Origin of the sequence: Paenibacillus sp. BC26 (assembly GCF_900116125.1) — a bacterium.
GTDB lineage: Bacteria > Bacillota > Bacilli > Paenibacillales > Paenibacillaceae > Paenibacillus_Z > Paenibacillus_Z lignilyticus.
The window spans coordinates 1684763-1709018 of sequence record NZ_FPAD01000001.1 but is presented as its reverse complement, the minus strand read 5'-3'; the positions used below and the strand labels follow the sequence as shown (position 1 = coordinate 1709018).

Here is a 24256-nt window from a genome sequence, read left to right as displayed (position 1 = left end):
CATGAATCGTTAAGGTTAGGAAGTATTGCCTTCTATAGAAGCTGTAACCTTGAACCTAGTTATTCAGCGGGAATAATTAAGGATTGTCCGGCTTGCAATGAGCTGGATGTCAAGTTGTTCCGTTGTTTCAAGTTGAAAACAACGTGGCGGATATCTTCGCCTTCTTTACGAATACTGCTTGCGATATTCCATAGCGTGTCACCGGAGCCAACAACGACGATCTGCTCCGAGGCAGTTGGTGCTGCCGGATATTCGCTGTTCGCTTGGCTTGTCATTAGTGACAGTCCTGTGAAGAGCAGTACGAAAAACAGTGTTGCAACGGCTAGTCTCATTAATAAGCGCTCTGTTCTTCTAGCTTGCCAAGTGCGCTTCACGGCGCGAGTCTTGCGAGTTTCACCTTTATAATTAGAAGAGTAAGTGGACATCGTTGTCATCATTCTCCAGCACCCCAAACGTTTGTTCTATTTGATAAACCTAGAATAACACGAACATTTGTTTGTGGTCAAGCATTTTTGGAACGTTTGTTCGTAAAAATATGCGAACTTGTGTTTCTCGAACTTATGTTTGTACGAACTCGGGTTCTGTGTTATAATTTGACACAAATGAAACTTTGGAGTGATTCCGGTGTCGAAACTTTCAAACCGCCAGCAGGCGATACTAGAATTCATTAAGACGGAAGTCCGCGAGAAAGGTTATCCGCCTTCCGTTCGCGAGATCGGTGAAGCGGTTGGACTCGCTTCCAGCTCAACTGTCCACGGCCATCTTGATCGCCTGGAGAAGAAAGGACTTATTCGCCGCGACCCGACTAAACCTCGTGCTATTGAGATTTTGGACGGCGAAGACAACGAGATTCCATTCCCGCTCTCCATTGCTAAGGTTCCGGTAGTAGGTAAAGTAACTGCCGGTGTGCCGATTACCGCAACAGAGAATATTGAGGATTACTTCCCCCTTCCGGCTGACAAGGTTGGCGACCACAACGTCTTTATCCTTAACGTTGTTGGAGAAAGTATGATCGAAGCAGGCATTCATAACGGCGATTACGTCATTGTCCGCCAACAGCAAACCGCTTCCAACGGCGATATCGTCGTAGCGATGACAGAAGAAGACGAAGCTACGGTGAAGACCTTCTATAAGGAGAAGGATCATATCCGTCTTCAACCGGAGAACTCCACGATGGAACCGATCCGTCTGCGTAACGTCTCCATTCTCGGCAAAGTCATCGGACTTTTCCGCGACATCCATTAATTAATGCATCTAAGGGGCATGTTCGATCGCTGCAGCAGCGATTGAACATGCCCCTTTTCTGTCATCCAGCACGCAGATGTACCTCCGTGATGTCAGCTAACCTACGATTTCTCGGAATAACAAATGACGATAGGTGAATTTACTGCTGCTGTACTTGAAGCTCAAAGCTATGCCCGAGAAATCAATCGTTATCGATTTAAGTGCACATGCCGTTACTTTTTGTCGAATTAACGCTGCCAGACGTGTTCGATTGTTGTTGTTCACGGCTGCGGCAACTGCTGCAGCATAGGATGAAGAAGCTCTAAGCGCTTTGTAGAAAGGTAGTACAGCTCTTGCGATAGCTCTATGAATCGGGGTCGAGAATGTGAACTGGGTTGTTCCTGGCGGAATCGTCGTTCCGATGGAATATTGTAGGATCGGTTCGGGAAATTCGAAATCGAAGAAGTAGCCAATGGCGTTCGTAGAGAACCCATTTAACTTCGCATATGGCGCTACCGACTTAAACAGAGCGGATAACGTATCCAGATCCGCGCCACGAATAGCTTTAGACCATTTCAATGCATAGGAATAATTCAGTACGATCTTCCTGAAGAATGGCACCATCGTTGCTGCTACATGGGATAGTATCGCCCCGGTAAGTCTAAACTGCTTCTCCGCACTTGCCGCTTGCTTCTTCACATAGGCTGCCTCCTTCATGAATGGCTATTGTGGCATACTATGCGGAAATAAAAGTACAAGTGCGGATGCCCCCATCCAAGGATAAACAAAAAACCCTTGATGCCAAACGGCATCAAAGGTTTCGTCGGTTCTAGTAGAGCGTCAAGTACTGATCGCGTTCCCACTCGTGGATTTGCGTACGGTACATATCCCACTCGATTTCTTTAAGCTCATAGAAGTGAGCAAGCGCGTGATCGCCAAGCGCTTCACAAACAACTTCGCTGCGAAGCAGCTCTGTCAATGCTTCTTTCAGGTCATCCGGCAAGGTAGGAATGCCCTCTTCGATACGCTCTTCATCCGTCATCACGTAGATGTTACGGTCAGTCGGAGCCGGCAGCGGAGTTTTGTTGCGGATACCGTCAAGGCCAGCTTTAAGCATAACAGCAAGAGCCAGGTATGGATTAGCCGCTGGGTCTGGGCTGCGGACTTCTATCCGTGTGCTTAGACCGCGCGAGGCAGGAATACGAATCATCGGGCTGCGGTTACTCGCGGACCATGCTACATAGCAAGGTGCCTCATAGCCCGGAACCAGACGCTTGTACGAGTTTACGGTAGGGTTCGTAATCGCCGAGAAAGCACGTGCATGGTTCAGTACACCGGCCATGTAATAACGAGCTATTTGGCTAAGACCAAGCTTGTCGCTCTCATCGTAGAACGCGTTTACGTTGCCGCGGAACAACGACTGGTGACAGTGCATACCGGAACCATTTACACCGAATAGCGGTTTAGGCATGAACGAAGCATGCAGTCCGTGCTGGCGTGCAATGGTTTTTACTACGAGCTTGAACGTTTGAATTTGATCGGCTGCTTTAATCGCATCCGCATATTTGAAGTCGATTTCGTGCTGACCCGGAGCTACCTCATGGTGAGAAGCTTCGATTTCGAAGCCCATTTCTTCCAATGTCAATACGATTTCACGGCGGCAGTTCTCACCAAGGTCCATCGGAGCAAGGTCGAAGTATCCGCCTTGATCGTTAAGTTCTGTAGTTGGATTGCCTTTCTCATCTGTTTTGAATAGGAAAAATTCCGGTTCTGGTCCAACGTTCATCGCAGTAAAGCCAAGCTCTTCCGCCTCTTTCAGAACGCGCTTCAGAATGCCGCGCGGGTCGCCGGCAAATGGTGTACCGTCAGGCATATATACATCACAGATCAGACGGGCAATACGATCTTCCGCAACCCAAGGGAATACAACCCATGTATCAAGGTCCGGATAGAGGTACATGTCGGACTCTTCAATCCGCACATAACCTTCGATGGACGAGCCGTCGAACATCATTTTGTTGTCGAGTGCCTTTTCCAGCTGACTTACCGGAATTTCGACGTTCTTGATCGTTCCCAGCAAATCGGTGAACTGAAGACGAATAAACCGGACATTCTGTTCTTTGCAAATACGTCTGATGTCATCCTTGTTGTAGCTCACAGAATCATCTCCTTAAAGGCTAGTTGGTATTCCTTACTTTTTGTTATAGAAACGGGACAGCTGGCCTTGAATCATAGATGCTTTGCCAGGTCTCTTCTCTAGCAGCTGCTGCTTAAGCAATCGATGCAATTGCGCATCGGAGAGCTCGCGACGTTTCACTTCCGACAGCTCGCTGACGACTGTCGCATCTTCGGATTCCTTGGATACAGGGTTCATCACTTGCTTAATGCCCGCAATGTTAACGCCCTTCTCGATTAACGATTTAATCTCTAGCAGCCTCTCCACATCGTTGAACGAGAACAGCCGCTGGTTCCCAGACGTACGAGCGGGCACTATCAGTTCATGCTGCTCGTAGTAACGGATTTGCCTCGCGGTCAAGTCGGTCAACTTCATGACGATGCCGATCGGAAAAAGCGCCATATTTCTGCGTATTTCGTCACCCATGTCGCATCAACCTTCCAGTTTCTGATATATGCTACCATTGTACCGCTCTGCCAAAAACGTGTCAAGTCGTGTAAGGTTTAATTACAACCAACTCGCGCTCGGCAAGTACCGTTAAAGCATTCAGAACACCGTATTTGACGTGTGCATAAGTAAGTCCGCCCTGCATATAAGCGATGTACGGTTCCCGGATCGGAGCGTCAGCTGACAGCTCTAGACTGCCGCCCTGCATGAAGGTCCCCGCCGCCATAATAACAGGGTGTTCATAGCCGGGCATATCCCACGGTTCGGGTACCACATGAGCATCAACCGCCGATGCCTTCTGCACACCCTGCACGAAAGCAATCAGCTGCTCTGCTCGCTCGAAGCGAATCGCTTGGATCAAGTCCGTGCGCGGCGCATCGAAACGCGGATTGCTTTCGAAGCCGAGAAGCTCGAACATGGCTGCGCCGAAGACGCTGCCCTTGAGCGCTTGTCCGACTAAGTGCGGAGCCAAGAACAAGCCCTGGTACATCGCACGAAGCGTTCCAAGAGTAGCCCCAACCTCTCCGCCGATTCCCGGTGCCGTCAGTCTGAACGAGGTCAGTTCAACTGCCTTCTTCGTACCGGCTACGTACCCGCCCGTTGGAGCAATACCGCCGCCGGGATTCTTGATCAGCGAGCCCGCCATTAGGTCAACGCCAACTTCAGTCGGTTCAAGCTCCTCGGTAAACTCGCCGTAACAGTTGTCTACGAAGACGTACACATCGGGTTTCAACGCCTTCACCTTTTTAACCATCTCACCGATTTCTGCAACAGTGTAGGAAGCACGCCAGTCATAACCACGCGAGCGCTGTATGCCAATGACTTTAGTCCGCTCTGTGATGCGTGCCGTTACGGTCTCCCAATCGATAGAGCCGTTGGCTAACGGAGCAACCTCACCGTAGCCGATTCCGAAATCCTGCAAGGAGCCTTTCCCGTCACCGGGTTTACCGATGACTTTATGCAGCGTATCATACGGTTTACCCGTTATGTACAACAGCTCGTCCCCTGGACGAAGAAGCCCGAATAAAGCGCAGCTGATCGTATGCGTGCCGGATACGAAATGCGGTCTGACAAGCGCCGCTTCCGCCCCCATAACGTCTGCATACACCAGATCAAGCACTTCGCGACCGCGATCGTTGTAGCCATAACCCGTCGATCCGTTAAAATGATAATCGCTGACGCGGTGCTTCTGGAAAGCATCAATAACCTTCCACTGATTGCGTTCACTGATTCCATCGATGGAACGAAAAACAGGGGCGGCCTGCATTTCTGCAGCCTCCGCCCACTTCGTTAACTCTAACCATTTTTCACTCTCTTGCTGTTTCACTTTCCTCTGACTCTCCTCATGTATCTCAACTTAATCGTATCGTTACGCTTGCTCCGCATAGGCAGCAAGTCGATGTCCATGCACTTCAAAATCTTGTTTGTTCAGTTCTACCGTCAGTTTAATGATGTCGCCGTCAACCGCTTGGTCAATAACGTCACCTGTGCGGTAAGCTAACGCGATCAGATCGCCTCGATCAGCCGGCACATGGAATACACGCGTATCTCCGCTAAGCTTATCCTGAACGGTTTGCAGCAAGCGCTGCAGATCATCTTTATTGAACGCGCTCATGACCAGCGTATCTTGACCGCCTGCACGCAGGAACTGATGATCGTCACCGATGCACATATCGATCTTGTTATAGACCATAATTGTCGGTTTGCCGTCTGCGCCAAGTTCACGCATGATGGTGTTCACGACCGAAATCTGTTCCTCGCGCATTTCAGATGCGCTGTCAATGACATGAAGCACCAAATCCGCTTCGCATACCTCTTCCAGTGTTGCCCGGAATGCCGCAACCAAATCATGGGGAAGATTCTGGATAAATCCTACCGTATCCGTCAACACCACTTCTTTGCCGCTCGGCAGCTCCAAGTTCCGGGAGGTAGGGTCAAGCGTAGCGAACAGTTGGTTCTCCACATACACGTCAGCCTGCGTCAACTCGCGCAACAGCGTTGATTTACCTGCATTCGTATAGCCTACTAAGGCAACCTGCTGCACGCCGGACTTCCGTCTGCGTTCACGATGAAGTGTACGGTGTTTCACAACCTCATCCAGGACGTTCTTCAGATCGGAAATCCGATCCCGGATATGGCGACGATCGGTTTCAAGCTTGGATTCGCCGGGTCCTCGCGTCCCGATACCGCCGCCAAGCCGCGACAGATTCTTGCCGTGGCCGGACAGCCGCGGCAGCAAATAACTCAGCTGTGCGAGCTCAACTTGAATAATGCCTTCGCGCGTCTTGGCACGCTGCGCGAAGATATCGAGGATGAGCTGCGTCCGGTCGATGATTTTCAAATCCAACGCTTCCTCGAGATTACGGACCTGCGCGCCGGAGAGCTCTTGATCGAAGATTGCCGTCGTTGCGCCAAGCTCCTCCGACATCGCCCTTAGTTCCTCGACTTTGCCTTTGCCGATAAACCACTTGGTATCTACTTTTTCTTTGTTCTGCGTCATGGACGCGAGCACTTCGACGCCTGCTGTTTCCGCCAAGCTCACAAGCTCCTGCAGAGATAGCTCGGGATCGCTTGTGCCCCGTTTAATATTAGGCGTCACTAGGCTGACCAGTATCGCTCGGTCCTGTAAATCCGTATCGGTATCATAGGTTGATTGCCGCATGGGTTAATTGCCACTCCTTCATACTTGCCGGTTACTTTTCCCACTTCAGATCTTCCGGCCGAACTGCCATCAGCTCTTGTTTTCCCGGCGATCCGGTAGGATATTGATTCAATAAACGCACCGCTTGGTGCCGAAATGCCTTCTCAATAACGTTGCGCACATAACGCGCATTGCTGAACGCAAACATCGTCATCGTTTTCTCCTGCATGAGATGCTGTCGCAGCTTGAATACGGACTGTGGCATCAGGGTGTAATCCCGATCCTTCGCCATCAGCTCCGCGATCTGAATCAGTTGATCGATGGAGTAGTCCGGGAAATCAATCTGGATGGGGAACCGCGATGGAAGCCCTGGATTAGTTAGGAGGAAATGCTCGATCTCTAGCGGATATCCGGCCAGAATCAACACAAATTGATTCCGATGATCCTCCATGGCTTTAACCAGCGTATCGATCGCTTCTTTCCCAAAATCCTTCTCTCCGCCGCGAGCTAAGCTGTACGCTTCGTCCACAAATAACACGCCGCCCAGCGCCTTGCGCACCAAATCACGTGTTTTCTGCGCCGTATGCCCGATATATTCGCCGACGAGATCCGCGCGCTCCACTTCGATCATATGCCCCTTAGAGAGCACGCCCATCTTGTTAAACAGCTTGGCAACGATTCTCGCAATCGAAGTTTTGCCTGTACCCGGATTCCCCGTGAAAATCATATGATACACATGCGAACCGCCTGTCAGTCCGGCATCTGAACGCATCCGGCTGATCTGCAGCAGCGCATAGATTTCATAAATAAGCAGCTTTACATTATCAAGACCCACCATCGAATCAAGCTCACGCCCAATTTCGAGAAACGGATCATTGGCGGATAACGGTTTGGCAACCGCTACCGGCTCACTCTCCAGCGCTTGCGCCGAGCTGCTCGTGGATGCGTAAGACTCGCTGCTGCGCAGCACCACATTGATCTGCCGCGAAGGTCTGCCGCTGCCGTTCCCTCCTGTTGATACAACTCGTTCGTCCATCTGCTTCATCACCTATCCTTCGCTGAATCATCGGCATAAGCTGCACGTATAATCCATTGTATTCTAGTGATTTCAGCCATATTAACAGTTTTCAAAGGAGCCTAGCCCCATTGATATTTAGAACGAATTCGGCAGATTGACACCCATTCGGAGCAGCAATTCATCCATTTTCCACTTCGTAAAGGCCAGCACTTCACGAGATTGATTGAATGCAACAGACAAAACTTGAGATTTCAGACCAATCGCGGTAGTTGCTGCAGGGTAGTCCAAATAAGAGGCGATATCAGCAGCTCTCGGCGCGTGAAAATCATGCGATACAATCAGCAGACTATCCCATCCCCGTTTCTTCGCCAAAGGTTTGCTAAACAGCAAATTCTCATAGGTGCTTCGAGAATCTTCCTCCAGCACCATCCGTTCGGCCGGGACGCCCTGGGACACCAAGTAATTACGCATGCCTTCCGCTTCCGAAAGCGTAGACCCATTATGATCATGTCCGCCGGACAGAATAAAATACTTCACGTTGCCCTGCTTGTACAATTGAAGACCTAAATCGAGCCGCTCGCGCAGACCGGGGCTTGGCTGATCAGACCATAGCGCTGCACCCAGAATGACAGCCGCATCCGCTTTGGGGACAGGCTTAGGCATCTCATAGCTGTTGATGACCCATAGCAGATAAGCACACCAGAAAGCGCCTAAGGCCATGACCCAAGCGCAGATCCGCAGAAGGAGAAAAAACTTGTTCGACCGTTTGCGGGCACTGCGCTTATGGGGTCGTTTTGCAATGACCGTTTGCTTCATGATTCACTTAGCTCACCGTTCTGGGCAAGCGCCTTACGATGCTTCAGGCTCAGCGTGAAATAACGGAATCGACCGTTACGTATCGTGGATAAGAGCCGGCCTGCCGTCTTGCGTGCGAGCGCCGCATCTTTGTTCGTCACCGTGCCTTGACTCACAGCTTCTTCGAGTTCATCTTCATCAAGAAGGAACACCTCGCCGCTTGGCAGCACGACAACATCCAGATACAAATCATCGAACCAAGGCACCTGCTGATCCGTCAGGCCTTGTGTCTTGCAAATATCGATATACCATTGAACGACCCGGTTCTTATCATCGAACATAGTCGTTACGACAAAATGTTCACCGCGAGGGAAATGCTGCATCCACAAATATCCGCGGTCAGCCAGGCATAATTTCCGCCCATTGTATTCTTTCCAAAGCGGTTCGCGCAATTCGTGAATGCGGTAGAACGTCACAAGTCCTTTAAACTCGTCTGCGTCCATCGCGAGGCACGTATAGCTTCTACGCAGGATGCGGCGCCAGTTGGCTCGGTCAGAAAATTTTCGTTTCATACGGAACGACCTTTCCGTTAGGATCGCGCCCTTAAGTTGCGGCGCAGAACGCGTACAACTGCACGACTGGTTCCTGTCTAAGTCTCATGCAGCAGGGTAGAATTACCTCATTAAAAAAAGCTTACCACAACTTACCGTCTATCTCCAGCGACCCAGGAAAATAAACCAAGCCCTCCTTGTCCAAGAACAAAAAGAAGGAGAACAGCTAGGCTGCTCTCCTTGTGGGACTTCCTTATTTCTCCGAAATGCTGACGGATTCGATCGTTACATCTTCTGTCGGCTTGCTGTCCGTCGGTTCGCCATTCCCAGGTCCAACCGGCGTATTCGCAATTGCCGTCACAATGTCCATCCCCTTCGTCACTTTACCGAAGATTGTATAATTCGGCTGCGAGTTGAGGAAATCAGCGCCTGCTCCGGTGCAAATAAAGAACTGGCTGCCGCCGCTCTCGGGCTGGCCCGTATTCGCCATGGCAAGAATACCTGCCTCGAACTTATGACCGTTGTTAAACTCATCCGGGATCGTATAGCCCGGTCCGCCGGTACCGTTGCCAAGCGGATCTCCGCCTTGAATCATGAAATCCTTTATGATCCGATGAAACTTAACGCCGTCATAGAACTTCTCTTTCGAGAGGAATACAAAGCTGTTAACGGTCTGTGGTGCATCCTTCGCAAACAGCTCAACCGTGAACTCTCCCTTGTTCGTCTTGAATGTGGCGTTGTAGGACTTCTCTTTGTCGATCGCCATAGCAGGCATTTCCGACCAAGACTTCGGTGAATCTTCTTCGTTTGCGGCACCGCCGGTAGTGTTGTTATCTACCGCTTCTGTCGGTGTACCTTGGTTCTCCTGAACCGAGTTATTGGTTTTGGCTCCACATCCAGCCGTGACAATCAACATGGCTGATAGGATGAATACGAGTGCAGTCCGGTTCATCATAATCTGAAAATCCTCCAAGCGTTCCGTAATGGTAGTCAGCGTAAAGCGTAAACCGAAGCTTCGATTTATTTCGAATTACGTTGCTGCTTCGTTCAATTATGGCGTTGTGGGAGGGGGCGAATTGGTCGCTCCGTTCCCATTCGAGTTCCCTGCTCCGGGATCAGGCTGGCCATCCGCAGGAACGGAGCCGTCGCCTCCCGGCGTATTGCCGGAGTCGCCGGTACCGTTCCCCGGATTGTTGCCATTCCCATTGCCGGGATCGGTCGGCTGGCCGCCGTTGCCAGGCGTTTCACCACCGTTACCCGGTGTTTCGCCGCCATTCCCAGGCGTTTCTCCACCGTTATTCCCATCCCCCGGAGGCGTTGTGCCATCCCCGGGCTCTTCGTCACCAGGAGGCGTTTCATTGCCGTCTCCCGGCGGAACTTCTCCGCCCGGCTCTTCCGTTGGCGGCGGCGTAATCTCCGCTTCCGGAATTTCCACGGTCAATTGATCGGAAGGCGTCCCTTCCATATCTTTGTTCGCATCATAAGCCGTTACATAATAGGTGTAGCTCATCCCCGGTGCAACGGTCATGTCATCAACAACCGGCTCTAAGGAATCAAGCAGCTTGGTAAAGGCCTTCTCGCTCGCTTCCTTACGGTACACATGATACTGAACGCCTTCCCCTTCAATTGGCGACCACGACAGCTTCACAAATGCGGCTGCCTCATCATAGATCGCGTTGAAGTTCGTAATGCCGACCGGCGGTTTCTCTTCCTGTACATCGGAAGGTTTCGCGAAACTGCCTTTCTTCACGCCTTTAATGGCATCTTTCATGACTTTCCCGAACATGGCGGCGGATTGCGCGCTGCTCTTCTTGATCATATGATTCTTGTCCGTAATATCATAGCCCATCCAAACAACCGCTGTCCATTCAGCCGTATAGCCGGCGAACCAGGCATCGCGATTATAGCCTGTTTTCAAGCCCGGAATACCATGCTGCGTTGTACCCGTCTTGCCTGCTACCGGGCGATCAATGCGAGCAGCCGTACCCGTACCGCCCTTCTCGGTTACAGCCTGCATCATATCGGTCATGTAGTAAGCCGTCTCCGGACTCATCAGCTGTTCAGGCTGAGGCGCATCGTACTGGTAAAGAACTTCCTCGTTCTTATCGGTAATTTTGATCAACGCATGCGGATCTACCGATTTGCCTTCATTGGCGAAGGCGCTGTATGCTCGAGCCATTTCAAACGGAGTAACGCCATTGGTTAAACCGCCGAGGCCGATCGCAAGGTTGCGGTCTCTGGAGCTGTCCAGCTCGAAGCCCATTTTATCCGCGAATTTCAACCCGGTTTTCACGCCGATTTCGTTAAGCAGCCACACAGCGGAAGCATTGCGAGACTCTTTCAACGACTGCCTCATCGGGACAGGACCGATATATTTCACTTTATTTGAATCGGTCGGACAATACGAGCCGTAGCAAGTCTTCACATCCTGCAAAATCGACCACGGGTACCAGTCGCCGCTCTCCACCGCCGGTCCGTAGACGGTAATTGGCTTAAAGGCTGAGCCCGGTTGACGGCGTTCAACCACGCGGTTCGTGCCTTTGTTCACGTAATCCCGGCCGCCGACCATCCCTTGAATCTCGCCGTTACGGTGATCGACGATGATCATCGCTCCTTGAACCTGCTTATCGTCGACACTCTTCTCGAAGTTGTCGTCATCTTCGAATTCGCGCGCCATGACCGATTGAGCTTGCGTATTCAAGGTCGTATAAATTTTGTAACCGCCGACGCGCAGTTCTTCCTCGGTTAAACCGCTTTTCTCCACCGCTTCATCGACGACATAATCAATGAATGTAAGATTGGAATCGTCCGCCGATTTCGTTTGATTCTCCGGACGCTTATATTCAACAGCCTTGGCTTCATCCATCTCGGCCTGCGTGATGTAGCCCTGATCAAACATGAGCTGCAGAACGACCGCGCGTCGCTCTTGCGAATTTATCGGATTATTAATCGGGTTATAATTGCCCGGTGCCTTCGGAATGGCAGCTAAGGTTGCCATTTGCCATAGCTTAAGATCTTTAAGCTCGGTGTCAAAGTAAAAGCTCGCCGCTTCTTTAATCCCATAAGCACCTTTACCGAAGTAAATCCGGTTTAAATACATCGTAATGATCTCGTCTTTGGTTTTCTTATGCTCCAATGCGATGGCAATCGAAGCTTCCGTTGCTTTGCGGAAGAAGGTTTTGTCCTGCGTCAGGAACAAATTCTTCGCCAGCTGCTGGGTTATTGTACTGCCGCCCTCTACTGCACTGCGAGCCACGATATCTTTTACAACCGCTCTTCCGATTGAATAAAGGTCGATCCCGGAATGTTCCTCGAAGCGGCGGTCCTCTGTCGCAATGACGGCTTCGCGCATGAGCAATGGAATGTCATCAAACTCCACCGTTTCGCGGTTTCCGCCAGCCGAAGACAGCTTGGTAACTTCTTTGCCCTTCGAATCATAAATCGTCGAAGATTCCGGCAATATGAATTTATCCTGATTCTCGGCCAGAATGCGTTCGCCGTTCAAAATAATTAACAAATAACCGATGATGCCGCATACTATGGCAACCGCCCCGGTAAAAAACAGCCAGACGGCCCATTTACGTTTTTTGTTGGTTTTCTTGCCTTTCTTCTCTACCTTCTTGTTCCTCGTGCTGCGTGGTCCATCAGCCATAAGCTCAGGTCCCCTCCAGTTCTGTCACTCCTAAATTGTGCACTCTCTCTATTTATACCCTATATGAGTAAACGGCAACAGGAGGTTTGAAACATCTTCATCCGGCGAACTCCTGCCCATCAAAAAAAGAACAACCCTGCACGTCGCAAGGGTTGCTCTGTCGTGCCGCTATCCAATTAAACGTTACATGTTCTGAAAAGGTTTCAAAACATGCGCTCCGGAAGTTACGCTTCGTTGTCTTGAACCTGCATGAGCGAAACATTGCGCTGCGGGGTAAAAGTCGAGATCGCATGCTTGTACACCATTTGCTGACGGCCTTCGCTGTCAATGACGATCGTGAAGTTGTCGAATGCTTTGATGACACCGCGAATTTGAAAACCGTTCGTCAAATAAACGGTTACCGGCACGCTGTCTTTGCGGAGTTGATTCAGAAATGTATCCTGAATGTTGATTGATTTGTTCATTGCGCGTTACCCCCATCGTCAAAAGGTTGGTTAAAAGTATATTCAATATCGATCTTAAACTTTCCTGCTATTATACCATAAATTGCTTGCAAATTCTTGTGAAAATTTTCATCCGTGTCAATCCAATGGATATCGCTCATATGGCGGAACCAAGACAGCTGTCTTTTGGCAAACCGTCTGGTATCGCGTTTGAGCAGTTCAACAGCTTCTTCAAGCGCGAGATGACCTTCTAAATAGAGGACGATTTCCTTGTAGCCAAGTCCGTGCATCGACACCGCATTCGCCGGAACACCGTCAGCAAGCAGCCGCTTTACCTCGTCGACAAGTCCTTCATCCATCATGGCATCGACACGCTCGTTGATCCGTTCATACAGCTTCGCGCGGTCCATTGTGAGACCGATAATACAGAGTTCGAACGGGGATGTCTTTTTCTGTCCTTCAAGCTGCTGCGAGACCGTCGAACCTGTCAAATGATGGACTTCCAACGCGCGAATGACGCGGCGCTGGTCGTTGGGATGCAGTCGATCGGCCGCCTCCGGATCTACGGCGCGAAGCCTTTCATGAAGCGCTTCCGCGCCATGTGCCAGTGCATAGAGGCGCTGCTCTTCCCGATAAGCATCATCAGAGCCTACTTCGGCAAAATCATAACCATAGGCGACCGATTCCACATATAGTCCGGTACCGCCTACGATAAAAGGCAGCTTGCCCCGGTTCTCAATCTCCGGAATAAGCACCGCACAGCGCTCTTGAAATTCAGCAACCGAGAAGGAATGGGTCGGATCGCAAATATCGATTAAGTGATGCGGAATCCCTTCCCGCTCCTCCGGTTTGATTTTGGCGGTACCGATGTCCATGCCTTTATAAACTTGAATGGAGTCGCCGGAAATGATTTCGGCATTGCATGTTTTGGCGAGCTCGAGGCTTAATCTTGTTTTGCCGACCGCTGTCGGGCCGATCAGCACCAGCAGCTTCGGCTTGTTGCTCTCTGTATGGATTGTCGCTGAGCTCATGTTGGCAGAATCACTCCGTAAGCTATTTTATTAATATGCCGCCGTTCGAAGCCCAGCCGCTGAAATTCATCGCTGCCTTGGTGCTCCTTGAGGACAACCATTTTGCGGGCTACACGGGTGGCCTGACGAATCGATTCTTCCTGAAGCGCGTCATTGTTGGCGAGTCCTCGCAAGGGCTGTAACGCAGATGAATCGTGCATCGGCTTGCGGAACATCGGATCGAAGTAAACGATATCCACGCTTTTGTCCGGCAAAGCGGACAGATAGTCGATATGGTTCGCATGGCGCATTTCAATTCGGCGCAGCGCCGCGTTCACGTCTGCATGCTCGGTCTCGTAAGTCTTCAGCCCTTCGCGAACGACGGTATACAGCATCCGTTCGCTTTCAAGCGCCGTTACGCGGCCTTCTTCCCCAACTGCGAAAGCAAAAACCAGCGCATCCGAGCCCAGACCTGCCGTGCAATCAATAACATGATCGCCGGGCTGACAGCCTGTGAGCGAGACAAGCGGATCGGCTTCCCCTTTGCGCATCCGTTTCACGCGTACATAAGCCATGCTGGGATGAAAGTACAGCGGCTCCTCCGATTCCTCATAATAGCGTAGTCCTCGGTGGTCCGCAACAAGCAGGCGATTGTCGTTGTATTTCGTTTTGAGCAGGCTGAGCGAGTCTTGTTTGCGAGGAACATATCGGCCTCCAAGCTCTTCTGCCAGCCCGGCAGCATAGGCAGTCTGCTCCGGTGTAGGCTTGTGCGGCGTAGTGACGATCATGACATCACCCGCTTAAACATCTTCTCCAGCTGATAGGTGGTCATATGGACCACAATCGGTCTGCCATGCGGACAAGTGTAAGGCTGGATGCATGCTCCAAGTCTACGCAGCAGGCCTTCGCCTTCTTCGCGCGTCAATCTGTCATTCGCTTTGATGGATGCTTTGCAGGAACACATGATGGCGGATTTCTCTCGCATTTTGCCGATATCGATTGCTCCTCGCTCACTGATGAGCCACTCCGCCATCTCTTCGATGACATTGTGTTCTTCGCCTTCAGGGAGCCATTCCGGGTAGGAGCGCACTAAGAAGGTATGTGCCCCGAACGGTTCGAGCTCGACTCCGGCCTCCTGCATGTAAGGCAGCTTGCCCTTCAAGGCAGCCGCCTCCGCTTGCGTAAATTCCATGGTCAGCGGCACTAGCAGCTGCTGGCTTGCCTGCTCCGGTCTGCTGAATTTCTCGAAGAAATATTCATAATTGATGCGTTCATGCGCCGCATGCTGGTCGATCAAGAAGAGTCCTTCTTCGTTCTGCGCGATGATATAGGTGCCATGCAGCTGCCCGATCCAGTACAGCTCGGGGAACGATGGCGTTGCAGGATCACGTGGTGGTTGAGATACAGCTGCATAGCTTGATGAAACCGCCCGGGCGCTTGTGAAATCATTTGAATTGCTTGCAGGGCTATCAGACGCTTGGACAGACTCCGGTGCTTTGTCGGCAGCGGAAGCCGGCTTAACGCCTTGTTCCGTTTGACTTCCTACGCTATTCGACGCATAGTTCGAATCGGATTCCCGTGCAATCGCCCCCTGCGTGCTTGGCGGTGCGTACAGTCGCTCCGTCGCATCTCTGGGAATGGCGCCTCGATTGACTCCTGCTTGCCAATCCGGCGTATAACTGCGGCTCTCTTGACCGCGAGATATAGCATTGTTGTTGCTGGCAATCGATTGCGGCTTTTCCCCCAAGGTCGTCGCCTGATTCGGCTGCTTTGCTTGCGGTTGCTGCGGTGCTGCAGCGGAGGGAACGCCGGGATTCCTGCTCGCGATCGCTTCCTCGGCAATGTCCAGAGCTGCAGCGATTTCTGCTGCAGATAACGCTTGTCCGCCAATCAGGGCCGTTGATGGCGCAGCCTTCGGGAACGTATCATCCGGTTGATGGAAGGAGATACGATCCTGAATGAACAGCGGCTTCGAGCGTTCTGTAGTCGCTGCCGGACCAGGGATATGCCGCTGCTTGCCTAGTGCGCGCTTGACAGCTTCCTCGATAAACTCGCGCAATTCCGCTTCTTTGCTGAAGCGCACCTCCATTTTGGAAGGATGCACGTTAACGTCCAGCAAGCTCGGATGCATGCCGAGCTCTAGCACGACCATAGGGAATCGATTAATCGGAAGCAGCGTGTGATAGGCTTGCATAATCGCCTGATTGATCACGAAGCTCCGGATATACCTGCCATTCACGACGATTGTAATTCCGTTGCGGTTCGATCTCGTCTGCTCGGGTTTCGAAATAAAACCTTGCAGCTCATAATCCGGATGTTCGCCTGAAACCGGCAGCATCGCCTTAGCCGTAGCTGTACCGTAAATCGCCGCAAAGGCTTGCAAACGATCGCCGCTCCCTAATGTGCGAAGCAGCAGACCGCCGTTATGCTTTAATGTAAAAGCAATTCCGGGATGCGCCAGCGCCAGACGGTTGACGTAATCCGCAATATGACCGATCTCCGTTTGGATCGTCTTCATATACTTAAGCCTGGCAGGTGTATTATAAAACAGCTCGCGCACGCTAATATCCGTCCCTTGCGGCGCATTCGCTTCTTCGTTCGCAGTAATCGTGCCGCCTTCGATAACAAGCCGGCGGCCAAGCCCGGTTTTCTCCGGTGATGACACACATTCTACGCGGGCTACAGCGGCAATACTCGGAAGTGCCTCGCCGCGGAACCCGAGGCTCGCGATACGAAACAAATCTTTGCTGGACGAAATTTTACTCGTTGCATGTCTGTAGAACGCCGTCTCGATATCCTCGCCCTCGATGCCGGAGCCGTTGTCCGTTACGCGCACAAGGGTCAGACCGCCCTCTTCGATGACGATATCGATGGCACTGCTGCCTGCGTCAACCGCATTCTCTACGAGTTCCTTCACTACGGACGATGGCCGCTCCACCACTTCGCCTGCGGCGATTTGGTTGGCTAATTGCTCGTCCAATATTCGGATTTTGCTCATCTCGACCATACACCTCCTCAGCTATCCTTGCTCGTCGTTTAGCTTGAGCTTCATATCATTCAGCCATTGCATCGCTTGCATCGGCGTTAAATTAAACAGATCCAGCTTCCGAAGCTGTTCGGCCAGCTGCTCTGCGCGGGTATTCCCCTTACGTTGCTTGCCGGTGCTTGGAGCTGCTTCTTCGAAAATAGAGAGTTGAACGACACCTGTTGATGCTGTTGCTGGTTCGGGAACCTGTACAGGTTCAACGACACGAGGCAGTTCTACTGCTGCCGGAACCTTAGCGGCCTCTTCGGTTGGCGCTGCATAAGCTGCGGCAGCTTCTGCGACATAAGGAAGCTTGACCGCTGCGGCAGCCGCTAGGTTTTCATGATCCGTGTGCAGCTCTAGCAGCGAATACGCACGCTCGATAATGCTCCCCGGCAATCCGGCCAACTGTGCGCAGTAAATCCCATAGCTGCTGCCGGCAGCGCCTGGAACCAGCTTACGCAGGAAGGTGACATTGTCGCCGGTTTCCTGAACGGCCATGCAGGCATTTGCTAACCGCGGAAGCGTATCGCCCAGATGGGCCAATTCATGAAAATGCGTCGACACAAGCGCTTTACAGCCGACTTCATGATGAACAAACTCAATAACCGCCTGCGCAATCGCCATACCCTCGCCCGTCGATGTGCCGCGTCCCAGCTCATCGATAATGACTAAACTTTGAGCCGTTGCTTTCTCCGTCATGATCTGGATGTCTTTCATCTCCACCATGAACGTACTTTGTCCGCCGATCAGATCGTCGGCTGCGCCAATGCGCGTGAAGATGCGGTCAATGAGCGGAACCTCGGCGAACTTCGCCGGTACGAAGCTGCCGATTTGAGCCATGATGCTGACTAAGGCAACCTGGCGCATATAAGTGCTTTTCCCCGCCATATTCGGTCCGGTAATGAGGAGCATGGAGGCTTTATCCGCGCCGTTCGCGAGCGAGGTGTCGTTGGCAATGAATGATGCGTCCATAACTGCCTCGACTACGGGATGGCGACCTTCCTGCACGACAAAATCGTACCCTTCCGTTACTTTCGGCTTCACATAACGCTGTTCGCCGCTGACGGTAGCAAGGGATTGGAACACGTCAAGGGCAGCCAGCACTTCGGCAAGCTTCTGAAGCCGGTGCAGATGAGCGCTCAGATGATCGCGAAGCTCAACAAACTTGGCATACTCAAGGTCGACCATTTTATCTTCTGCTTCGAGAATTAACGTTTCTTTCTCCTTCAGCTCCGGCGTTACGTAACGTTCGGCGTTCGTTAACGTCTGTTTGCGTTCATAACGGCCTTCCGGAAGGCTGCCAATATTCGCTTTGGACACTTCCAAATAATAGCCGAACACTTTGTTGTAGCCGATCTTCAGCGACTTGATGCCGGTCGCCTCGCGCTCTCTGCGTTCCAGCTCTGCCAGCCACTTCTTGCCGTTCACGCTCGCTTCACGAAGCTCGTCCAAATAACTGTCATATCCGGCACGGATCAATCCGCCTTCACGCACGGAAACCGGCGGTTCTTCCACGATGACCGTCTCGATCATCTCGGCCAGGTCAGCACAGTGATCGACATCTTTTACAAGCTTGCGTAAAGTCTCAGAGTCCGACTCGGCACAGAGTGCTGCAATGGCAGGCACATGCTGCAGGGATGACTTCAGTGCATTCAGATCCCGACCGTTGGCGCTTCCGTACGCTACCCGCCCGACTAGTCGTTCCAGATCGTAGATTTCATTCAGTTCACGGCGCAGCTCATCACGCAAAATAAAATTGCCATAAAGCCTGTCCACCGCTTCAAGCCGCTCATCGATCGCCGCCTTCGACAGCAGCGGTTTATCGATCCACCTTCTCAGCAGCCTTGCTCCCATCGAGGTGCGTGTACGATCCAGCAGCCATAGCAGCGAACCTTTCTTGTTACGATCGCGTACCGTTTCAACTAACTCTAAGTTGCGTCTCGTAAACGGATCAAGAATCATATATTGATTCGGCTCATAGACCGAAATCCGTCTAACATGGCCCAGCGAGCGCTTCTGCGTCTCGTCCAGATAACCGGTCAACAAGCTGACCGCGCGATGTCTGGCAGGTGCAAGGGAATCTAGCGTCAATTGACTGAATTGCTGCGCGAGCCGCTCCGGATCCATCGGCGCTCTCTCCGTGAAGAGGACCGGACGGTTCCAAACCGCCGCTGCCGAGCGAAGCTGCTCCATCGCTCCCGCGTCGCCGACAATCTCAGAAGGATGATAGACGTTTACTTCATCCGTCAACGCTTCTTGCGCAGCCGAGAACGATGTGACATAGAGTTCACCTGTTGTTAAATCACATGCTGCAACGCCGAATGCGCCGCCATGCTCTGCGACCGCCACGATGAAATTGTTCGCTTTATCCGCGAGCGATTTCGATTCCATTACGGTACCCGGCGTTACGACGCGGATGATCTCCCGGCGCACTACACCTTTGGCAGCGGATGGATCTTCCACCTGCTCACAGATCGCAACTTTGAAGCCCTTCTCAATCAAGCGAGCTATGTATCCCTCTGCGGAATGATAAGGTACGCCGCACATCGGAATTTTCTTATCGCCACCGCCCTCGCGGCCGGTAAGTGTGATCTCCAACTCTCTGGACGCGTTGATCGCATCTTCAAAAAACATTTCATAAAAATCGCCCAGACGGAAAAACAGAATCGCGTCCTTCGCGCCTTCCTTTATGCCCAAATATTGCTGAATCATCGGGGTATATGCAATCATGCGGCCCCTCCTATGTGAATTTACGTATATTTGCGTGCTATGAACAAACAGACCTTCATTATAACAGAAAAAGCGCTCCGGTTGGAGCGCCTTAGTCTACTCTACACATTATTGCTCCTTGAGCTACTCATTCGCCGCTGGAGTGCTGTTCAGAGGTGTGTTGTTCGCTGAGCTGCGCGTCCGACGCTGTAATCCGCGAACCTGTTCGGCTGGACAGAAGAGAGGTACTACGTACCTCTCTTTGCGCTAATTTCGCCATCTGTATCCCATGAGAGGTACTACGTATCTCTCTTTGCGCTAATTTCACCATCTGCATCCCAAGAGCGGTACTTCGTATCTCTCTTTGCGCTAATTTCACCATCTGCATCCCATGAGAGGTACTACGTACCTTTCTTTGCCCTCATAACACCATTTGCATCCCAAGAGCGGTACTAGTACCGCTCTTGGGATGCAAATCCCCGCAGCAGCAGCACATAACGGTGACCGTTAACTCACACACCTACCAAAAGTTACTCCAAAGTCCGCACTTCAACTAACTATGCCGTACTTGCTTCATTCGTCGCTTTCGCACCATATGTACCGATCTGAATACCACTCTCTTTGGGTCGCTTTCTGCTGAATTAATTACCATGTAGACCTCTAGATGCGCTTCATGTGCTTGGAGCTACACTAGCTCACATCGACTCTCTACCACCAATATGTGTTACATGGAAATGACCGTCTTCTTAACTAGTCCATTTCAGACCATTGTGTTGCCCTCAGAGCTACACATCCTGTCGCTGGCACGCCTTTCGCGGGATTGTGTTGCTCCCACAGCCACACATCCGCCGCTGGCACGCCTTTCGCGAGATTGTGTTGCTCCTAGAGCCACACATCCGTCGCTGTCGCACCATTCTCGAGATTGTGTTGCTCTCAGAGCTACACATTCGCCGCTTGCACGTCTTTCGCGGGATTGTGTTGCTCTCAGTGCCACACATCTATGCCATCGCATTACTCAAGCACCCGCACCGAGCGGTTTGCATGATTAGCTGGAGATCTGTCCTCCCCACTGCCCACAGGTATACGCCACTTCGTGCGTAGATCAGCCTCCGTGTCCCACTTCTTCCCTTGGCGAATTGAAATGAGCAGCGGTTCGATCCACTGCGCCAGTTCATGATAGGAGCTCGTCGAGGCCATCGACGAGGCTAACTGATCCAGACAGCCGCGCAGCACCTCGCTGTCACCAGCATAATAAGCGGCAACATAGCGCTCCTCTTCCGCCGGACAGTAGCTGAGCGTGTTTGTTTCACGCGCGCAAAGCAGCGCCAGGGCAAAAGCTGCCTTCGCAGCAAGCGGCGAAACAAGCCAGCTCGGCAGCGTGCGATACTCGAATCCGCCATGCGGCTGGAGCCGGAAATCGCCCAGAAAGCCGTATTTCGGACGGCGCGACTGTTCCGCCGAGGACTCGATCATCGCTAGCGGAAACGCGATATAGCTGTCCAACAGCCGCAGCAGCCTTCCCGTCAAGGAAACACCACTTAGGTGGATGTGGCCGCCTAACGCAAACCCTGCGGCAGGCATTCCACCTGCCGCCCAGCGCAGCGGCGGTTCGCTCGGGATGCGCTGCGAGGCTTGCTGCAGCAGCTTGCGGATGTTTCGCGCAAGCTCATCCGGCGTTGCAGCAGGTGCCGGCCGGAGCTCGGCGATCGGGTACCGAATCTGCCCTCGCACGACAACGGCATCGCAGCCGGCGCCATGCCCGCCTTCCAAGTAGCGGGCAGCCGATACCACTCTACCATCCCCATCAAGCAGCAGAAATTCAGGATCCGCGCCAATCAAAATTGAAGACGAAGTTGTGACCACCCATTCCCGTTCTCGTTCTCGTTCTCGTTCCCGCTCCCGCTCCTGCTCCTGCTCCTGCTCCTGCTCCTGCTCCTGCGCTAGCTCTGGCTCTTGCCCTTGCCCCTGCTCTCGCACCTGCTCTTGCTCTTGCTCTTGCTCTTGCTCTTGCCCTTGCCCTTGCCCTTGCCCCCGCTCTCGCACCTGCTCTAGCTCTCGTTCTCGCTCACGTTCCCGCTCCCGATCCATCTCCCTCTCTCTAACTCCCGCCCCCAGCTCATCCTCCAACCGCAGCACCGCTTCCTTCCAATGCCCAAGCCGATAGTCAGCCAACGAAGGAAGCGTGATACGCGCGACAAAGCACCGCCCCTGCTCCCCCTCTGCAAGCTCGACGATGCCGTTATCTAGTCCGCAAGCATAGAGCGCCCGAGCCGCTAAGCGGACGAAAGGTTTATAGCGCGCGTCCTCCGATAGAACTTCCTTATTCACTTCTCCCAACAGAACTTCAGCATAGCTGCTTAGTCGTTTTCTCTTCCGTTCCACCGCGATCGGGAGCAACTGAAATAACGAGACTTCATAACTCGCGACCCGATTCGCTCCCTGCACATCTCGCCACGCTGCAGTACCTGAACGCACGAGCCGTCTGCGGACCTCCTCCTCGTCCCATGACGAGAATGCCGCAGCGCCGGCATTAATGACGAGCGGCTGCTTGGCCGATTCACGCCAACCGGCAGCCAAGCCTATCCCGTTCCGCCCCGCAAGGACGGCATCCTCAGCGTCCGGACCGCCTGCCCTTCCTACGATGCCGTCGAAAGGGACGAATTCTGCTCCACTGCTCAACCATACCCTGCCAGCCATCGCCGCCAACTCCGATCGCTCTCTTTAACAACGAACAAATGTATTCCTATATTTTTCGAAAAAAAAGAGGGCTCTCGCCCTCGAATCTTTCCCCGCTCTCGCATACGATACACTAACCTAACTGTAACCCGCTAAAATTACAGTTCGTCGTCGAGCAGCTCCGGATCCAAATCTTCAAAGTCACCATCATCACCGTAATCGTAATCTTTGCCGTCATCCGAACCACCCGGCAAAGTAGCTACCCACACCTTCGTTTCAGCAACCAGAACGACCGCAAATTCGCGCTCCACGCGAATAACGACGCTGTTCCCGCTGGACGAAATGTTAGCTTCAATGCAATTCGGCTCTTGCGTTGACTCCGCAGATACTTCCTCGGTCGAAGCCCGGTGCTTCGGATCGAGATAGGAGAGCGGCACATGTTCGACGTAGGATAATGTTTCTTTCGCTACGTCAGTCTGCGAGTTTTTGTTGTAAGAATACCAGATGTTGACATCGTAAGTACCGATAACTTCGATCCCGTCTCCGGAACGGACCGCCTCATATTGGTGATTAATAATCCAAGCGCCCAAGATGCTGGTTGGGTGATGAGGCGGCGTAACGTTATGAGTTACTGTGGAAAACTTACGACCTTTGCCGCAGACAGCTTTGGTAATAATTTCTCTAGCCTTAAGCTGTTTATCTGCATAAGCCATCGATCTAACCTCCTCCATACAATCATTCAATTAAAGTGTATGCAGGACATTCGTCTAGGGTGACTATTTCTTTTTGACATGTACAAATTTTATAGGCTAATTCATATTATTAGCAGAATTCATTATACGTTTGCTTCGCGCGCGGCAGCCTTCAGGCTGTTTTTTTGTTTTTTGAGCCGTTTTGCGATGGAGAGATAGCGCCGGAGCTCATGCACCACATGCAGTAGCGCCGCACGCATTTCGAACTCATCTCGGGTTATGGGAAGCGGCATTGTAGGGAAACGGGATTCCAGCTTCAAACGCATCTCATCGACTTTTCCCTCGTATACTTCGGATTTCACATCGTCCGCCAAATGCTCGAACAGCTCCGCGACCAGCTCGCCCTGCGGCAATGATTCATAGACCAGCGCCAATTGCGTTAACATCAAACTGATGGAGTCCAACTGCTGCTGACGCATGTCAAAATAATTCGGCCAATAGCGGCTGTACGCGCTTCCTTGTCCCCATACCCGATTCTCGCGGGCGATCTCCGAACGCCGGATGCCTTCCTCAATCGCCTGCCCCGCTTCGAGCAGCTCTTCTCCATTCCATACAAGGGACGGCGTGCGTAGTGTCGCTGCCATCGTTTGAAATATTCGGCCGAACTTCTCCTCCGTCACATGCCGAAGCTCAACCAGCTTATGCTCTTCCTTAGGCATATACAGGAAATTAATGACGGTTGCCCAGCCTAAGCCGGTCAACAGCAGCATAATTTCGTTGCCGATCAACGCAGTCGTAACTTCTTCCTTCGCATAGACGTGAAAAACAATGACCGCACTCGTTACGATACCGTCCTTAAGATGAAACCGCGACAAGATCGGAAAAGCAAACAGCACGAAGAGCGAGATCGTCCAGAGGTGGAAGCCGAGCAGCATAAATAATAAGGAAGCAAAGAACAAACCGAGCACGGAAGCCATGAATCGGTCAAAAGCGCTTCGCAGCCCTTTCATCCGAGTGACTTCTACACCGAGGATAGCAAGCAAACCCGCCGACAGCGGCGGGTCTAGACCAAGATAGTGTGCCGTATATAAAGCGGCAAGCGCCGCAACAGCTGTTTTGATAACCCGGATTCCCATGATTACTCCTTAGTCCGATAGCCGATAACTGACATGCTCCCCCACAAGCAGCTCCTAG

General features: G+C 52.1%; 20 protein-coding genes. 1 reads left to right on the top strand and 19 read right to left on the bottom strand.

Annotated features, from left to right (window positions below; genetic code table 11):
- Positions 1 to 59 precede the first annotated feature (59 nt).
- On the bottom strand, positions 60 to 437 hold the full coding sequence (locus BM412_RS07235; RefSeq protein WP_091215700.1) for a LysM peptidoglycan-binding domain-containing protein: 378 nt from the start codon (positions 435 to 437) through the stop codon (positions 60 to 62).
- A 187-nt stretch (positions 438 to 624) separates the two neighbouring features.
- Here BM412_RS07235 and lexA point away from each other — a divergent pair, with 187 nt between their 5' ends.
- Positions 625 to 1245 carry a transcriptional repressor LexA gene (lexA, locus tag BM412_RS07230; protein ID WP_090985351.1) on the top strand — a complete coding sequence of 207 codons (621 nt, stop codon included), beginning with the start codon at positions 625 to 627 and terminating at the stop codon, positions 1243 to 1245.
- 96 nt (positions 1246 to 1341) lie between these two features.
- Here the strand turns inward: lexA and BM412_RS07225 are convergent, their stop codons facing one another.
- The 18 genes from BM412_RS07225 to BM412_RS07135 form a co-directional block, all read right to left on the bottom strand.
- Positions 1342 to 1923, bottom strand: a complete 582-nt coding sequence (locus tag BM412_RS07225; protein WP_091215697.1) for a hypothetical protein — start codon at positions 1921 to 1923, stop codon at positions 1342 to 1344.
- Positions 1924 to 2053: 130 nt separating this feature from the next.
- The gene (gene glnA / locus BM412_RS07220; protein WP_091215695.1) at positions 2054 to 3382 is read right to left on the bottom strand and encodes a type I glutamate--ammonia ligase; all 1329 of its coding nucleotides are present in this window, start codon (positions 3380 to 3382) and stop codon (positions 2054 to 2056) included.
- Between the two features lie 33 nt (positions 3383 to 3415).
- Positions 3416 to 3826: a MerR family transcriptional regulator gene (locus tag BM412_RS07215; RefSeq protein ID WP_090985346.1), complete on the bottom strand. Its 411-nt coding sequence runs from the start codon at positions 3824 to 3826 to the stop codon at positions 3416 to 3418.
- 61 nt (positions 3827 to 3887) lie between these two features.
- On the bottom strand, positions 3888 to 5174 hold the full coding sequence (locus BM412_RS07210) for a methionine gamma-lyase family protein (protein WP_256256170.1): 1287 nt from the start codon (positions 5172 to 5174) through the stop codon (positions 3888 to 3890).
- Positions 5175 to 5216: 42 nt separating this feature from the next.
- Positions 5217 to 6509: a GTPase HflX gene (gene hflX / locus BM412_RS07205; protein ID WP_091215692.1), complete on the bottom strand. Its 1293-nt coding sequence runs from the start codon at positions 6507 to 6509 to the stop codon at positions 5217 to 5219.
- Positions 6510 to 6540: 31 nt separating this feature from the next.
- Positions 6541 to 7533, bottom strand: a complete 993-nt coding sequence (locus BM412_RS07200; protein WP_371264804.1) for an AAA family ATPase — start codon at positions 7531 to 7533, stop codon at positions 6541 to 6543.
- 108 nt (positions 7534 to 7641) lie between these two features.
- On the bottom strand, positions 7642 to 8322 hold the full coding sequence (locus tag BM412_RS07195) for a YdcF family protein (protein ID WP_091215690.1): 681 nt from the start codon (positions 8320 to 8322) through the stop codon (positions 7642 to 7644).
- Positions 8319 to 8873 carry a ribonuclease FAU-1 family protein gene (locus BM412_RS07190; protein ID WP_090985338.1) on the bottom strand — a complete coding sequence of 185 codons (555 nt, stop codon included), beginning with the start codon at positions 8871 to 8873 and terminating at the stop codon, positions 8319 to 8321. The genes BM412_RS07195 and BM412_RS07190 overlap by 4 nt, the downstream gene beginning before the upstream one ends.
- Before the next feature lie 232 nt (positions 8874 to 9105).
- Positions 9106 to 9804 carry a peptidylprolyl isomerase gene (locus BM412_RS07185; protein ID WP_371264803.1) on the bottom strand — a complete coding sequence of 233 codons (699 nt, stop codon included), beginning with the start codon at positions 9802 to 9804 and terminating at the stop codon, positions 9106 to 9108.
- Positions 9805 to 9903: 99 nt separating this feature from the next.
- The gene (locus BM412_RS07180) at positions 9904 to 12504 is read right to left on the bottom strand and encodes a PBP1A family penicillin-binding protein (protein ID WP_091215687.1); all 2601 of its coding nucleotides are present in this window, start codon (positions 12502 to 12504) and stop codon (positions 9904 to 9906) included.
- Between the two features lie 224 nt (positions 12505 to 12728).
- On the bottom strand, positions 12729 to 12968 hold the full coding sequence (gene hfq / locus BM412_RS07175) for an RNA chaperone Hfq (RefSeq protein ID WP_090635997.1): 240 nt from the start codon (positions 12966 to 12968) through the stop codon (positions 12729 to 12731).
- Positions 12965 to 13978 carry a tRNA (adenosine(37)-N6)-dimethylallyltransferase MiaA gene (gene miaA / locus BM412_RS07170; protein ID WP_091215684.1) on the bottom strand — a complete coding sequence of 338 codons (1014 nt, stop codon included), beginning with the start codon at positions 13976 to 13978 and terminating at the stop codon, positions 12965 to 12967. Before miaA ends, hfq begins: the two co-directional genes overlap by 4 nt.
- A complete protein-coding gene (locus tag BM412_RS07165) occupies positions 13975 to 14745 on the bottom strand; it encodes a class I SAM-dependent methyltransferase (protein WP_091215681.1) in 771 nt (256 codons plus the stop codon). Before BM412_RS07165 ends, miaA begins: the two co-directional genes overlap by 4 nt.
- Positions 14742 to 16955 carry a DNA mismatch repair endonuclease MutL gene (gene mutL, locus BM412_RS07160; RefSeq protein ID WP_091215678.1) on the bottom strand — a complete coding sequence of 738 codons (2214 nt, stop codon included), beginning with the start codon at positions 16953 to 16955 and terminating at the stop codon, positions 14742 to 14744. Before mutL ends, BM412_RS07165 begins: the two co-directional genes overlap by 4 nt.
- Before the next feature lie 21 nt (positions 16956 to 16976).
- Positions 16977 to 19715 carry a DNA mismatch repair protein MutS gene (mutS, locus tag BM412_RS07155; protein WP_091215675.1) on the bottom strand — a complete coding sequence of 913 codons (2739 nt, stop codon included), beginning with the start codon at positions 19713 to 19715 and terminating at the stop codon, positions 16977 to 16979.
- Between the two features lie 990 nt (positions 19716 to 20705).
- On the bottom strand, positions 20706 to 22391 hold the full coding sequence (locus tag BM412_RS31790; protein WP_143111573.1) for a putative amidoligase domain-containing protein: 1686 nt from the start codon (positions 22389 to 22391) through the stop codon (positions 20706 to 20708).
- A 137-nt stretch (positions 22392 to 22528) separates the two neighbouring features.
- The gene (locus tag BM412_RS07140) at positions 22529 to 23083 is read right to left on the bottom strand and encodes an outer spore coat protein CotE (RefSeq protein WP_090978422.1); all 555 of its coding nucleotides are present in this window, start codon (positions 23081 to 23083) and stop codon (positions 22529 to 22531) included.
- A gap of 122 nt (positions 23084 to 23205) precedes the next feature.
- Positions 23206 to 24198 carry an aromatic acid exporter family protein gene (locus BM412_RS07135; protein ID WP_091215670.1) on the bottom strand — a complete coding sequence of 331 codons (993 nt, stop codon included), beginning with the start codon at positions 24196 to 24198 and terminating at the stop codon, positions 23206 to 23208.
- Between the last annotated feature and the right edge of the window lie 58 nt (positions 24199 to 24256).

Bases quoted from the DNA above. Each gene is read 5' to 3' on its own strand.
- BM412_RS07195 (WP_091215690.1), bottom strand. From the start codon at position 8,322: ATGAAGCAAACGGTCATTGCAAAACGACCCCATAAGCGCAGTGCCCGC.
- BM412_RS07200 (WP_371264804.1), bottom strand. From the start codon at position 7,533: ATGAAGCAGATGGACGAACGAGTTGTATCAACAGGAGGGAACGGCAGC.
- BM412_RS07235 (WP_091215700.1), bottom strand. From the start codon at position 437: ATGATGACAACGATGTCCACTTACTCTTCTAATTATAAAGGTGAAACT.
- mutS (WP_091215675.1), bottom strand. From the start codon at position 19,715: ATGATTGCATATACCCCGATGATTCAGCAATATTTGGGCATAAAGGAA.
- BM412_RS07165 (WP_091215681.1), bottom strand. From the start codon at position 14,745: ATGATCGTCACTACGCCGCACAAGCCTACACCGGAGCAGACTGCCTAT.
- BM412_RS07135 (WP_091215670.1), bottom strand. From the start codon at position 24,198: ATGGGAATCCGGGTTATCAAAACAGCTGTTGCGGCGCTTGCCGCTTTA.
- BM412_RS31790 (WP_143111573.1), bottom strand. From the start codon at position 22,391: ATGGCTGGCAGGGTATGGTTGAGCAGTGGAGCAGAATTCGTCCCTTTC.
- BM412_RS07215 (WP_090985346.1), bottom strand. From the start codon at position 3,826: ATGGGTGACGAAATACGCAGAAATATGGCGCTTTTTCCGATCGGCATC.
- mutL (WP_091215678.1), bottom strand. From the start codon at position 16,955: ATGAGCAAAATCCGAATATTGGACGAGCAATTAGCCAACCAAATCGCC.
- miaA (WP_091215684.1), bottom strand. From the start codon at position 13,978: ATGAGCTCAGCGACAATCCATACAGAGAGCAACAAGCCGAAGCTGCTG.
- hfq (WP_090635997.1), bottom strand. From the start codon at position 12,968: ATGAACAAATCAATCAACATTCAGGATACATTTCTGAATCAACTCCGC.
- hflX (WP_091215692.1), bottom strand. From the start codon at position 6,509: ATGCGGCAATCAACCTATGATACCGATACGGATTTACAGGACCGAGCG.
- BM412_RS07180 (WP_091215687.1), bottom strand. From the start codon at position 12,504: ATGGCTGATGGACCACGCAGCACGAGGAACAAGAAGGTAGAGAAGAAA.
- BM412_RS07140 (WP_090978422.1), bottom strand. From the start codon at position 23,083: ATGGCTTATGCAGATAAACAGCTTAAGGCTAGAGAAATTATTACCAAA.
- BM412_RS07190 (WP_090985338.1), bottom strand. From the start codon at position 8,873: ATGAAACGAAAATTTTCTGACCGAGCCAACTGGCGCCGCATCCTGCGT.
- BM412_RS07185 (WP_371264803.1), bottom strand. From the start codon at position 9,804: ATGAACCGGACTGCACTCGTATTCATCCTATCAGCCATGTTGATTGTC.